The sequence below is a fragment of the Achromobacter sp. NPDC058515 genome, assembly GCF_042721735.1.
Classification (GTDB): Bacteria; Pseudomonadota; Gammaproteobacteria; order Burkholderiales; family Burkholderiaceae_B; genus Achromobacter.
The window spans coordinates 97,307-109,839 of the sequence record NZ_JBHXNI010000003.1 but is presented as its reverse complement, the minus strand read 5'-3'; the positions used below and the strand labels follow the sequence as shown (position 1 = coordinate 109,839).

At 66.9% G+C, this 12,533-nt stretch carries 10 protein-coding genes; 6 read left to right on the top strand and 4 right to left on the bottom strand.

The window, feature by feature from the left end; translation table 11 throughout:
- Positions 1-9: 9 nt before the first annotated feature.
- A complete protein-coding gene (locus tag ACFWP0_RS06570; RefSeq protein ID WP_377840618.1) occupies positions 10-1,701 on the top strand; it encodes a sodium:solute symporter family protein in 1,692 nt (563 codons plus the stop codon).
- A gap of 31 nt (positions 1,702-1,732) precedes the next feature.
- Positions 1,733-1,855 (top strand): putative transporter small subunit, encoded by a 123-nt coding sequence (locus tag ACFWP0_RS06565; protein ID WP_213697135.1) that lies wholly within the window; start codon positions 1,733-1,735, stop codon positions 1,853-1,855.
- Positions 1,856-1,865: 10 nt separating this feature from the next.
- Here the strand turns inward: ACFWP0_RS06565 and ACFWP0_RS06560 are convergent, their stop codons facing one another.
- Together ACFWP0_RS06560 and ACFWP0_RS06555 are read right to left on the bottom strand one after the other, a co-directional pair.
- On the bottom strand, positions 1,866-2,303 hold the full coding sequence (locus ACFWP0_RS06560; RefSeq protein ID WP_377840617.1) for a PaaI family thioesterase: 438 nt from the start codon (positions 2,301-2,303) through the stop codon (positions 1,866-1,868).
- A 4-nt stretch (positions 2,304-2,307) separates the two neighbouring features.
- Entirely contained in the window at positions 2,308-3,108 is an 801-nt protein-coding gene (locus ACFWP0_RS06555; protein ID WP_377840616.1) for an IclR family transcriptional regulator, read from the bottom strand.
- Between the two features lie 167 nt (positions 3,109-3,275).
- On the opposite strand from ACFWP0_RS06555, the gene ACFWP0_RS06550 reads away from it, so the two are divergent.
- From ACFWP0_RS06550 to ACFWP0_RS06535, 4 genes are read left to right on the top strand one after another with little or no spacing between them, the layout of a single operon-like run.
- On the top strand, positions 3,276-4,853 hold the full coding sequence (locus ACFWP0_RS06550; protein ID WP_377840615.1) for an acyl-CoA synthetase: 1,578 nt from the start codon (positions 3,276-3,278) through the stop codon (positions 4,851-4,853).
- A gap of 18 nt (positions 4,854-4,871) precedes the next feature.
- Positions 4,872-6,017, top strand: coding sequence for a MaoC family dehydratase N-terminal domain-containing protein (locus tag ACFWP0_RS06545; protein WP_377840614.1), 1,146 nt, complete (start codon positions 4,872-4,874; stop codon positions 6,015-6,017).
- A 30-nt stretch (positions 6,018-6,047) separates the two neighbouring features.
- Entirely contained in the window at positions 6,048-7,292 is a 1,245-nt protein-coding gene (locus ACFWP0_RS06540) for a CaiB/BaiF CoA transferase family protein (RefSeq protein WP_377840613.1), read from the top strand.
- A 42-nt stretch (positions 7,293-7,334) separates the two neighbouring features.
- Positions 7,335-8,300 carry a Bug family tripartite tricarboxylate transporter substrate binding protein gene (locus ACFWP0_RS06535; RefSeq protein WP_377840611.1) on the top strand — a complete coding sequence of 322 codons (966 nt, stop codon included), beginning with the start codon at positions 7,335-7,337 and terminating at the stop codon, positions 8,298-8,300.
- Positions 8,301-8,362: 62 nt separating this feature from the next.
- On the opposite strand, the gene ACFWP0_RS06530 is transcribed toward ACFWP0_RS06535, so the two are convergent.
- Entirely contained in the window at positions 8,363-9,877 is a 1,515-nt protein-coding gene (locus tag ACFWP0_RS06530; protein ID WP_377840610.1) for an argininosuccinate lyase, read from the bottom strand.
- Between the two features lie 153 nt (positions 9,878-10,030).
- Positions 10,031-12,397, bottom strand: coding sequence for an autotransporter domain-containing protein (locus ACFWP0_RS06525; RefSeq protein ID WP_377840609.1), 2,367 nt, complete (start codon positions 12,395-12,397; stop codon positions 10,031-10,033).
- Positions 12,398-12,533: the final 136 nt, after the last annotated feature.

Below are 12,533 nucleotides of genomic sequence, written 5' to 3'. Positions count from 1 at the left end.
ACCCCCAAGATGCAAGAGACCGCATTTTTTCAGTTGTCGGCGACAACCGCCATCCTGTTGCTTGCCGGCTTCTACGGAGCGACATTCCTCATGTCGCTGTTCATCGGCCAGAAGAATGAAAACGTCGACGGATTCATGGTGTCGAACAACGCGGTCGGCTTCGGCCTGTCGACCGCCAGCATGATCGCCACCTGGATCTGGGCCGCCTCCTTCTATGCAAGCGCGACTTCCGGCTTCAAGTACGGACTGTCAGGCCCGCTCCATTACGGATTCTGGGGCGCGCTGATGATTCTCTTCATCTATCCCTTCGGCAAACGCTTCCGCCAGCTCGCGCCCAAGGCCCACACGCTGGCCGAGGTCATCCATGCGCGGCACGGCACCTCCAGCCAGATGATCATGGCGGTGTCCAACATCGTGGGCAGCTGCATCAGCCTCATGGTGAACTTCACCGCGGCCGGCGCGCTGGTCTCCATCCTGAGCCCGCTCACGTTCATCCAGGGCGTGCTCATCGCCGGCCTGGGCGTGCTGTCGTACACGCTGTGGTCGGGCTTTCGCACCTCCGTCATGACGGACTTCGCGCAGCTTGCCGCCATGATCGTGGCGGCCGTCATCATCATCCCGATGATCTTCTTCAACGCGGGCGGCCCCGACGTGCTGCAGGCGAACATGTGGCGGCTGGATGCCGAGCAGGCCAGCTTCTATTCCATGAAGGCCATCCTGGAGCAGGGCGCCCCGTACTTCGTGGCGGTGCTGGCGTACGCCATCGGCAACCAGACCATCGCCCAGCGCCTCTTCGCGGTGCGCGAAGACCTGATCAAGCCGACCTTCCTGACCGCGACGGTCGGATACGGCGCGGTCGTGATCGGGCTGGGCATGCTGGGCCTGCTGGCGCTGTTCGTGGGCCTGGAGCCCGCCAACGGCGACATGAACAACATCATTCCGCAGATGGCGTCGACCTACCTGCCGCCCTTCGGCATCGCGCTTTTCTTCCTGCTGGTGGTGGGCTCGCTGTCGTCCACCGCCGACTCCGACCTGGCCGCGCTGTCGGCCATCGTCATGACCGACGTCTACGCCAAGAACCTGGCCGGCGGCCGCCCGAATCCGCGGCGCATGCTCTGGTGGGGCCGCGTCACCATGATCGTCGCCACGATGGTAGGCGTCGTCTTCGCCAGCTTGCGGCTCGACATCCTGGTCATGCTCGTGTTCGTCGGCGCCCTGTGGGGAGCCATCGTCTTTCCGGTCATCGCCAGCTTCTACTGGGACCGCGTCGACAACCGGGCCTTTGTCTGCTCCGTGCTGTCGGCGGTGGTCCTGTTCACCATCGTGCGTTTTGAGCTGGTGCCGATCCAGGGCGCCGTGGCCGTCTTCTTCGAGATCTTTTCCGCCATCGGCGGCGCCGTGGTCCTGGGACTGATGGCGTTTGGCTTTCTCGGGCGCCGCATCGCGATCGGCATTGCCGCGATCGCCGTCGCCGTCATGCTGCCCTTCTTCATCGGCACCCTGCGCGACTACATCGTGCTGATGGGATCGCTGACCGCCTACGGCGTCAGCGCGACCGTCTGCGTGGCCTTGAGCCTGCGCAATCCGCTGCGCTTCGACTTCGGCCTGCTGGCCGAGCGCGTCACGTCGTTCCATCGCGAGCAGGAGGCCGTCGCCGGAATGCCCGCGCAGCCCCCCGTCGCCGAGCCGGCCAAGGCTTGAATGGCCGCCCCCGAAAAACGAGGAGATTGATATGTGGTTGACCGCTTATTTTCTGATCTGGCCGGCGATATCCGCCGCCATCCTGGCGCTGCTGTGCGTCACGCTGTGGAAGGACATCCGCGCGGCCAGGCGCAGCGGGCAGTCGATGATCTGATCCGCGCGGTTCACGGCGCCGGCGCCGCGCTTTCCAGTACTTTCAATACCGCCGCGCCCGTCGCCACCGCATTGCCGGCCACGCTCACCTCCCCTTGCATGAACACCAGGCTGGACGTGGCGCGCACCACGCGCCCGCGCAGTTCCAGGAATTGCCCGGCACGGGCCGGCGCCAGGAAGTGCGTGTCCAGCTGCACGGTCACGCAGGCGCGCCGCGCCAGCGCTTCCCATGCGATGGCGCTCAGCCCGTGGTCCAGCAGCGCGCTCAGCAGTCCGCCGTGAACCACGCCCGCGGGATTGAGGTGGTCGCTGGCCGCCAGCAATCCATACGCCCAGCCGTCCCCTTCCCTGCGCGCCCACAGCGGACCGATCAGGCCCGCGAATCCCGGCAGCGACTTCCGGCGCCATCCGTCCGCGCCTAGCGATTCGATTGTCGGCGTCGCGCTCATGGCATCAGTTCCTGGCCGCCAGCAGTTGGGACAAGGCGTTCGCCTCGGTTTGCAGATCTTGCGCCAGGGCGTGGACGCGGGCCGCGTCGAGCTGCTCGGCCAGGCCCGCCGCCACCAGCGCATGCGTCATGCGCTTATGGCTGTCGAATACCGGCACCGCGATCACGACGACGCCGTTGATGTAGTTGTTGCGGTCCAGGCTGTAGCCCTGGCGGCGCACCGCGTCCAGGTCCGCTTTCCAGGCGGCGAACTCGGGCGCCTGGTCCCAGCGCAAGGCCTTGAAGCGGCGCTCCAGTTCCTTCTCGGAAAAATCGGAATACGCCGCCACCAGGCGGCCCGTCGCGCTGATCAGCGCGGGAAAGCGGCTGCCCACGTCCACATGCAGGCGGAATGGCGCGGTTGAGCGCGACAGCGCCAGCACGACCATGTGGTCGCTGCCCGCGACTTCGACGCCGATGGCGGTGACATTGGCCGCGCTGGAGATCTTGTCCAGCACTGGTTGCGCCAGGGCGGGAAACGGACTGCTTTCGATCACGCTGCGGGCCAGCGTCAGCATGCCCACGCCCAGGCTGTAGCGCTTGGTTCCGGTGTCGACCTTCACCAGCCCTTCTTCCACCAATACCCGAAGAATGTGCAGGCAGGTGCTGGTCACCATGTCCAGCTCCTGCGAAATCGTCTTCAGCGTCATCGGTTCGCCGCCCCGGCCCAGCAGGCGCAGGATCGCGATCGACCGCGTCACGGCCGGAACCGGCCGAACGCGGGGGCCTGCGGCTGCCGCAGGTTCCTGGGTACTGGTTTCGCTCATCTCGCTCTCCGTTTTTGTTGCGGCAAGCATACCTTGCGCGCGGCCCGACGATTCGGATCTGTCAGCTCATTAATTGTATATATACAATCAATGGACGTAGTTGACAATTTAAAAGCCGGCGCGCATAGTCGCTTCAACAGGTTGCCGACCCACATAGGTGCGACGAAATGACGAAGCTGACCGAGACCCTTTCTTATGCGGACGCCCAGGAGCTTTGCTCCCCCGAAAAGCTCTGGGAGCTTTTCGATGGCGATCGCGAACGGATGAACATCGCCCACGAATGCATCGACCGGCATGCGGACAAGGACCAGCCCGCGATCATCCTGGTGCGCGCGGCGGGCGGCGACGAGTCGTACTCCTTCCGGCGGATCTCCGAGGAATCCTCGCGCTTCGCGCACTACCTGGCCGAACAGGGCATCCGCGCGGGCGACCGCGTGGCGGTGATGCTGGAGCCTTCGCTCCCGTTCTACGTGGCCATGTTCGGCGCCATGAAGATGGGCGCCATCGCGGTGCCGCTGTTCACGTTGTTCGGGCCCGACGGCATCCGCCTGCGCGTCCAGGACTGCAAGCCCCGCATGCTGGTGACCAACGCCGAAAAAGCGCCGCTGGCCGCCGGCGGCGTAGACATGCGCGTCGTCATCGCCGACGACGCGTTCATCGATGCGCTGGCCGCCTACCCGTCCCGCTACGAATGCCGCACGCGCGCCGACGACCTGGCCATCTTCCAGTACACGTCGGGCACCACCCGCGAACTGCCTGACGCCGTCAAGCACACGCACCGCGCACTGGTCACGCTGATGCTGGCCGCGCTGTACGGCACCGGCGTGCGCCCCGGCGACCGCTTCATGTGCCCCTCGTCGCCGGCCTGGGGGCACGGGCTGTGGCACGGCACGCTGGCGCCCCTGGCGCTGGGCGTGACCATCGGCGCCTACGCCGGCAAGTTCAATGCCGAACGCCTGCTGCAGGCCCTGCAGGACCACGGCTTCAACAACATCTCGGCGGCCGCCACGCATTACCGGATGATGCGCAATGCCGGCGTAGCGGACCAATACCGCTACCGCCTGGACAAGGTGTCCTTCACCGGCGAACCCATCGACAGCGAGACCTCCGCCTTCGTGGAATCCACCTTCGGGCGGCCCGTCTGCAGCATGTACGGCACCACGGAAATCGGGGTGTGCCTGGTGAACTATCCCGGCGCGCCGGATTTCGCGGTCAAGGCCGGCTCGCTGGGCAAGCCCGTGCCGGGGCTGCGCGTGGAAGTCCAGGACGCCGGCGGCGCGCCCTGCGCCCCGGGCGTGACCGGCGAACTGAAACTGTGGCGCCGCGACGAATGGGTCGCGACCAAGGACTTGGGACGGGTCGACGAAGACGGCTACTTCTGGCATGGCGGCCGCGCCGACGACGTCATCATCTCGGCCGGCTGGACCATGAGCGCCGTCGAGATCGAAGACGCCATCCTGAAGCATCCCGACGTCGCCGAAGCCGCCGCCATCGGCGTGCCCGACGCCTTGCGCGGCCAGGTCGTCAAGGCCTTCGTGGTGTCCGCAAGGCCGGGCGGCGAGGCCTTCGTGCAAGAGATCCAGAACGCCGTGCGCAGCCGGCTGGCCCAGCACGAATACCCGCGCCAGGTGGTGTTCGTGGCGGAGCTGCCCAAGACGCCCGCCGGAAAAATCCATCGCAGGAAACTGCGCGAGCAAGAGCTTGCAACCGCCAGCGCGACGCCCGCCAGCGCCGCGCACGCCTAACCACACCCAGGAGACATCATGCTGACCAAGACCAAGACCGAAAGAAGCTTCCCCAAGATCACCGAGCGCGGCCTGGACGAATTGCGCGAACGCATCGGCGTGAAGATCGGCGCCACCGCCGAGCCGTGGTGCTATGAAGCCACGCGCGACAACATCCGCCACTATGCCCACGGCATCGGCGACGACAACCCGCTGTGGTCCAACCCCGAGTACGCGGCCAAGACGCAGCATGGCGGCATCATCGCCCTGCCCAGCTTCCTGTTCGCGACCAGCCGCATCGTGTCCGGCTACGTGGGCGGCCTGCCCGGCGTGCACGCCATGTGGTCGGGCGCCGACTGGACCTGGCACAAGACCGTCAAGCGCAACGACGTCATCTCGACCGAAGCGCACCTGAAGAACCTGATCGAACACCAGACCCGGTTCGCCGGCCGCGCGGTGCAGCAGATCTATCACGTGGACTTCTTCAACCAGGACGGCGACAAGGTCGCCGAGGCCGACAGCTGGTGCTTCCGGACCGAACGCGACCATGCCCGCGAACAGGGCAGCAAGTACAAGGAAGTGCGCGCGCGCGAACCGCGCCGCTACAGCCCCGAGGAAATCAAGGAAGCCTACAAGCTGTATGCGCAGGAAGAAGTGCGCGGCGGCACGCCCCGCTACTGGGAAGACGTGAAGGAAGGCGAAGAGCTGCCCGTGATGTTCAAGGGCCCGATGACGGTGACGGGATTCATCGCCTACGCGCAGGGCTGGGGCGGCCTGTACATCCGCGCCAACAAGCTGGCCTGGCAACTGATCGACGCGCACCCCGGCGTGGGCATCACCAACCGCTTCGGCATTCCCGACGTGCCCGAGCGCGTGCACTGGGAAGAAGAATTCGCGCTGGAGGTCGGCGCGCCGGGCGCGTACGACTACGGCCCCGAGCGCAACTCGTGGCTGACGCATCACCTGACCAACTGGATGGGCGACGCGGGCTTCCTGCGCAAGTCCACCTGCAAGATCCGCCGCCACAACCCCGAAGGCGACATGCTGTTCTTCAAGGGCCGCGTCACGCGCAAGTACGTGGAAGACGGCCGCCACCTGGTGGAGATCGAACAGGAAGCGCGCAACCAGGACGACGAGCTGTCCGTGCTGGGGTCGGGCGTGGTCGAATTGCCCACCCGCGGCTAAACGTCGGGCATGACCAAAGCGAGGTCGGCTATGTCTGCTTCATCGGAACATGCTGCACCCGCCCCGGACGCTCGCGCCCGGGGCGCGCTGGACGGCCTGCGCGTCATCGATCTGTCGCGGGTGCTGGCGGGGCCCTTGTGCACCCAGATGCTGGCCGACCAGGGCGCGGACGTGATCAAGGTCGAGCCGCCCGGCGGCGACGACACGCGCGCCCTGGGCCCGCCGGTCAACGCCGATGGCGACGCCGCCTACTTCACGGCCGTCAACCGCGGCAAGCGCGCCATCGGGCTGGACCTGTCCCAGGCCGCCGGCCGCGACATCCTGCTGGCGCTGCTGGAAGATGCCGACGTCCTGGTCGAAAACTTCATCCCGGGCACGATGGCCAGGTGGGGACTGGACTACGAGGCGAACCTGAAGCGCCGCTTTCCCCACCTGATCTACTGCTCCATCTCGGGCTTCGGGGACGACGGCCCGCTGGGCGGCCTGCCCGGCTACGACGCCATCCTGCAAGCCATGTGCGGCCTGATGAGCGTGAACGGCGACCCCGCCAGCGGCCCCACCCGCATCGGCATCCCCATCGTGGACCACCTGACCGGCTACACCGCGCAATCGGGCATTCTGCTGGCGCTGTATCACCGGGCGCGCACCGGCCAGGGCCAGCGCGTGGAGGTCACGCTGTTCGACACCGCCCTCAGCCTGCTGGTGCCGCATGCCGCCAACTGGATGCACACGCAGCGCCCGCCCGCCCTGCTGGGCAGCGCGCATCCCAACATCGCGCCGTATGACAGCTTTGCCTGCCAGGACGGCGCGATCTTCCTGGGCATCGTGAACGACCGCCAGTTCCGCCGGTTCTGCGACTACGCCGGCCTGGCGGCGCTGCTGGAAGACGAGCGCTTTTCCACCAACCGCTCGCGCCTGGAACATCGCGACGCCTTGCGCGGCGCCATCGAAGAAGCGCTGTCGTCCCGGCCGCGCGCCGCGGTCTGCGGCGACCTGATGCGGCTGGGCGTGCCGGCGGGCGCGGTCAACAGCGTGCCCGAGGCCTTCGAGCAGGCCCACACGGCCCATCGCGGCATGCGCATCGACCGCGATGGCTATCACGGCATCGGGACGCCGGTACGGCTGTCGCGGGCGCCCGCCCGCGTGGACCGCCTGCCCCCCGCCTACGCGCAGCACACCGTCGAGGTCCTCCGGGAGGCCGGCCTCGACGACTCTCAAATCGCGGCCCTGCGGGAACAGGGTGTCTTGCCGCGCTGGCCTCCTCCCCAGCAATAGACGCAGGTACCGCCACCCCATAAGAAAATCGAGGAGACCACCATGAAGACACTACGCCTCATCGCCGCGCTGGCCGCGCCGCTGCTGTTCGCCCAGCCCGCCGCGGCCGCCGGCGGCTATCCGTCCAAGCCCGTCAAGATCATCGTCCCCTACCAGGCGGGCCAGGGCACCGACGTCGCCGCGCGCTATCTTGCCGAATACCTGGCCCGCGACCTGGGCCAGCCCTTCATCGTTGAAAACCGCCCCGGGGCGGGCGGCAACATCGGCGCCTCCGAAGCCGCGCGCGCCGCGCCCGACGGCTACACGCTGCTGATGGGCACCAACGGCACGCATGTGCTGAACCAGTACATGTATGCGTCCACCTCCTTCGACCCCGAAAAGGATTTCGCGCCCATCATGCTGGTCAGCTCCTTCCCGATGGTGCTGCTGACCACGCCCTCATCCCCCTACGCCAGCCTGGCCGACCTGCGCAACGCGGCCAAGGCCAAGCCCGACAGCGTCAACGTGGGCATGCCCAGCACCACCGCGCGGCTGGTCTTCGAGCTGCTCAAGCAGCAAGGCGTGGGCAGCATCCGCGGCATCCCCTACAAAGGGTCCGCCACGGCCACGACGGACCTGCTGGGCGGCCAGGTCCAGGTCGGCATCGACACCGTCAGCGCGGCCCGCTCGTTTATCACCGGCGGCAAGCTGCGCGCGCTGGCCGTGACCTCGCTGAAGGAATCCGCCCTGCTGCCCGGCGTCAAGTCCGTGGCCGCGCAAGGCCTGGACGGCTTTCAGGTCATCGCCTGGAACGGGCTTTACGCCCCCAAGGGCACCCCCCCCGCGGCCGTGAAGACGCTGAACGGCGCGCTCGCCAAGATCCTGGCACGCCCGGAAGTGCGGCAGAAGCTGCTGGACCTGGGCCATGAGCCCGGCGGCGGCACGCCCGAGGAACTGGCGTCGTTCGCGCGTAGCGAACGCCTGAAGTGGCAGCCGCTGATCGCGCAGGCGGGCTTGAAGGCGGAGTAGGCCTCAAGGCCGGACGGCGGCAAGCTTCGTCCCGCTGGCCGCCGTCAGGGCCGCTGCCGGCCTTATTGCTTCGGCGCGCTGGCCACCAGGGCGTCGAACTTCTTGTCCAGTTCGGCCAGCGAATCGCGGATGTGCTCGCGGCGCTCCTTGATCCACTTGTCCTGCGACGCCAGCTGTCCGCGCGCCTCCTTCAGCATGCGGTCCATTTCGGCCGGCTGGGGGCCGCCGCTGGTGGCGCGGTTCTTCACGATGGCCACCGGGTCCAGCGTCGCGCGGAACTCGGCTTCGCTCATCGGCAGGTCGGCGGCGTACTTCGACCCCTTCATGGCGTCGGCATAGATGCGGCGCGCCTGCTCGTACGGGAAGTCCAGCGGCTTGATGTTGTTGGACTTGGCGTACGACACGACTTCCGATGCGAAATGGTGCCCGGCGCGGAACGGCAGCTTGTACTTGTGCATCAGCACGTCGGCCAGCTCCTGGGAGGCGGTCCAGTCGCTGTTCAGCTCTTCCAGCGCGCGTTCGGGGCTGATGACCATGGCTTTGAGCACGCGGTCCCAGCGCTTGAGCGCGGAGATCCCGCTGTCGACCATCGCGGAATTCTGCTTCACGTCCTTGGGGTCGCTCATGCCCGGCGTGATGTTGTGCGTTTGCAGGACCGGACCCATGGCCAGCGTCACGGCGGTCGATGCGTCGCTGCGGGTGTCGTTGAGCAGGCCCGGGTTGCGCTTTTGCGGCATGGCGCTGGACACGTAAGTGTTGCCGCCGCCTTCTTCCAGCAGGATCCACGGACGCGACTGGGCGTACTGGGTCATGACGTCTTCCACGAAATTGCCGGTGCGCAGCGCAATGCTGGTCACGATGGAGGCGACTTCGACGGGCTGGTCCATCGACGAGATCTGCGAGGCGTCGTAGGCGTTGTCCACCAGCGCGGCAAAACCCAGGTACTGCGCCATGCGCTTGCGGTCCAGCGGCCAGCTGGTGCCGTTGAGCACCGTGGTGCCCATGGGCGAGCGGTCGATGCGGACGTAGGCTTCGCGGATGCGCTGGGCGTCGCGCGCCAGGCCCGCCGCCTGCCCCAGCAGGTAATGCCCATAGCTGTTGGGCTGCGCGGCCACGCCATTGGTGTAGTTGGGCACGATGGTCCCGGCGTGCTTGGCCGCCAGTTCCACCAGCGTGCCGGACGTGGCGTTCAGCTGGCCGGCCAGTTCCAGCAGCTTGTCGCGCAGGATTGCGCTGCGGTAGGTGGCGTGCATGTCCTGGCTGGAGCGGCCCGCGTGCAGCAGGGTGATGTCCTCGCCGGCCGCCTTGATCAGCAAGGGCTCGAAGGTAATGACGCTGGCCGGCCGCTTGGCGCCCGGCTGGTTGCCGTCGCTGATCACCTTGGCCACGCCGGCCGCCAGGCGCGGCGCCATGGCCTTGTCCAGCAGCCCTTCGTCGGTGTTGATGACGGCGGTGGCCTTGTTGATCTCCCCCAGCCAGAAGAAGGGATCGCGGGGCGGGCCCTGCTGGGCGGACGCGGCGTTGGCGCCCAGCGTCAGCGCAAGGGCGGCGCCCAGGGCGGGTAGAAACTGTCTCATGGCGTTCTCGTTATAGGGGTGGCCGGACAGTTTATCCAAGCGCCTTGCCCGCGGACATCCTGTATTTCACGGATGAACAGGCAAAGCCGCAGGGCGAAAAAAAAGCTGGCGCCAGAGGCGGCCAGCTTTTTCCGTGCGCCTGGGCGCGTGCGCTTAGAAGCGCCAGCTCACGTTCACGGTGCCCGTGTTCTGGCGGTTGCCGTCGCCGAACTGCCCGGAGTAGGCCAGGCCCAGGGTGGCGTTCTTGCTCATCGCCAGGTCCACGCCCACTTCCATCACCGCCGCGTCGCGCGCCAGCGGCGCGCCCGCCACCGTGAAGGGCTGGCTGCCGTCGAACGACATCGTGGCTTCCGGATTGACGTCGCCGTAGGCATGGCGCCATCCCAGCATGCCGCGCAGGCGGCCGGCCGTTTCCTTCACGTTGAAGGTGGTCTGCGCGCGCAGGCCGAGCGTGGTCGTGCCCACGTGGCTGGTGCTGCTCTTGCCGCTGAGCGCCGCGTCGCCGCCCGATTCAGAGAAGCCGCGGGTGCGCAGGTCGCTGAAGTCCGCGCCGACGAACGGCTCAAGCGTGACGCGGTCGTTCAACGCAATCGCATAGCCCACATCGGTAAAGATCTGGCCGGTGCTCGCGCTGTAGTCCGCCTTGAGCTCCTGGCGCTCGCCGGCGGCGTTGATGTTGCGCTTGCTGCTGATGTCGTGCCACGTGTAGGCCAGGCCGGCGGTCACGTTGATCTTGCCCTGGCCGGCCTGGAAACCCTTGCCGCCGTAGATGATCGCGCTGTAGCTGTTCACGTCGGACTTCGCGGAACGGTCGTCGACAGTGATGCGGCTGTCGGTGTAGCCGAACGCGCCGCCCAGGCGCCAGCCATCGCCCACGCCATGGTCGCCGCCCACGAACACGCCGGCGTCGGTTTCACGGGTCTTGGCCACGTTGCCGTTGCCGTCCATGGTGCGCCAGTTGCCGAAGACCTGCGCCCACATCGGCTGCGCGGCGGAACGCGGCAGCGTGGAGGCATCGCCGCGGCCCACTTGGGCCGTGGCCGGGCCGGGCAGCCAGCCGGCGTTCATGTTGGCGCGCAGCTGCGCCGTCGGCAGGCTGGCCACGTTGTTGCTTACGTTCTGCATCGCCGACACGCTGCTGCCGAACGATTCGCCCGCCAGGTCGGCGAACACGCCGGCCGGAGCGCCGCTGGGCAGGTTGAGCACGCGCTTGTACAGCGAGCTGGAGGCGGGCAGGCTCTGCACCGCATTCGCGGCCGAACGCTGGTTGCCGGTGACGGCCAGGTCCGCGAACTGGATCGGACGGGTTTCGCCGCCGGTGTTGCCGGTGTTGCCGCCCGTGTTGCCGGTGCCGCCGCCATTGTCCTCGGGCGGGGCGACGGGATCCACCGGAACTGTCTTCAGGTTGACCGTCAGCACGACGTCATTGCCCTGATAGGCCAGCTTGGGATCCAGATACGCCAGGTTGCTGGAGAGGCTGTCGAATTGCCCGTTCAGGCCGCCGTCCGCGGTCACGATGGTGTAGGCGGTAGACGGGGCATAAGAGCCGCCCGCGCCCACGTGCAGCACCGAACCCGCGAGGTTGGCCGCGCCCATGGCATGCACGCTGTCATGCTTGCCGTCCGCCGTGGCATCGACGCGATAGGTCGAGTTCGCGTCGAACGTCAGGTTGCCGTTCACCGTCAGGGCGCCGACCGGCTTTGCGGCGGTGCCGGGCGACAGCGTCGAGCCCGCCAGCAGCGTGGTCGGGCCCACGTCGCCCGAGCCGGCCAGCGTGCCGGAGATCGCCATAAGGCCCTTCACTTCCTTGTTGGCGATCGTCAGCGTCTTGCCGGCGGCCACGTTGACGTGCTGGACGCTGATGGTGGACGACGGGGTGTAGTCGGCGTTGATGTTGACGGCGCCGCTGCCGGTCACGCTGCCCGTGATCTCGCCGCCCTGCACGTCCAGCGTAGAGCTTCCCAGCCGCACATTGCCTTTGATAGTGCCGGAGTTCGTGAGAACCATCGGCCCGGCCGCGTTCGCGATATCCACCGCGGCATCATCAAGCTTGCGGTCGATGGTGCCGGTATTCAAAATGCCGCCGGCCACCATGCCGCCGGAAACCACGATGCCGGCCTCGAGTGTTCCCGTATTGACGATGCGTCCGAGAACCGAGCTGCCATTGGTCACTTCAATGCCGACGCCCAGGCCATAGCTACCCGAGATTTTGCCGTTGTTGGAGATGTCGCCAACAATCTCGGCTCCATCCACGATGCTGATGGCGCGTATTCCAGTCAGCTGCTTGCCAGGATTGTTAACGATCGAACCAAACACCATTGAGGACCGGACCTTGATGCCGTCGTTCCCGCCGATCGCTGGCCATAGCTCGCCATCGTTGATGATGCTGCCGCCCACCGTTGAATTGGTGACCACGCTGATGGAGTTATAGCCGCCGGTGTTCGTGATGTCGCCGGGCTCCACCCCGTTGTGCAGGATATAGTCGCCTCCTCCAGCTGCAAATGCGGACGGCGTCGCCAAAGGCGAAAAACTCAGGCTAAGCAGAAGAGCGAGGGGAGTGAGCTGGAAACGGCGAGACATTTGTATGAACCATGTAAATTTCGTGTCTGAAATATACTGATCCTTGCATTCTCAAACCTGAGCAAATCTGAGCGAT

What these genes read in the sequence shown, in the direction of transcription:
- ACFWP0_RS06570 (WP_377840618.1), top strand. Translation starts at nt 10, where the DNA reads ATGCAAGAGACCGCATTTTTTCAGTTGTCGGCGACAACCGCCATCCTG.
- ACFWP0_RS06550 (WP_377840615.1), top strand. Translation starts at nt 3,276, where the DNA reads ATGACGAAGCTGACCGAGACCCTTTCTTATGCGGACGCCCAGGAGCTT.
- ACFWP0_RS06555 (WP_377840616.1), bottom strand. Translation starts at nt 3,108, where the DNA reads ATGAGCGAAACCAGTACCCAGGAACCTGCGGCAGCCGCAGGCCCCCGC.
- ACFWP0_RS06545 (WP_377840614.1), top strand. Translation starts at nt 4,872, where the DNA reads ATGCTGACCAAGACCAAGACCGAAAGAAGCTTCCCCAAGATCACCGAG.
- ACFWP0_RS06530 (WP_377840610.1), bottom strand. Translation starts at nt 9,877, where the DNA reads ATGAGACAGTTTCTACCCGCCCTGGGCGCCGCCCTTGCGCTGACGCTG.
- ACFWP0_RS06535 (WP_377840611.1), top strand. Translation starts at nt 7,335, where the DNA reads ATGAAGACACTACGCCTCATCGCCGCGCTGGCCGCGCCGCTGCTGTTC.
- ACFWP0_RS06565 (WP_213697135.1), top strand. Translation starts at nt 1,733, where the DNA reads ATGTGGTTGACCGCTTATTTTCTGATCTGGCCGGCGATATCCGCCGCC.
- ACFWP0_RS06560 (WP_377840617.1), bottom strand. Translation starts at nt 2,303, where the DNA reads ATGAGCGCGACGCCGACAATCGAATCGCTAGGCGCGGACGGATGGCGC.
- ACFWP0_RS06540 (WP_377840613.1), top strand. Translation starts at nt 6,048, where the DNA reads ATGTCTGCTTCATCGGAACATGCTGCACCCGCCCCGGACGCTCGCGCC.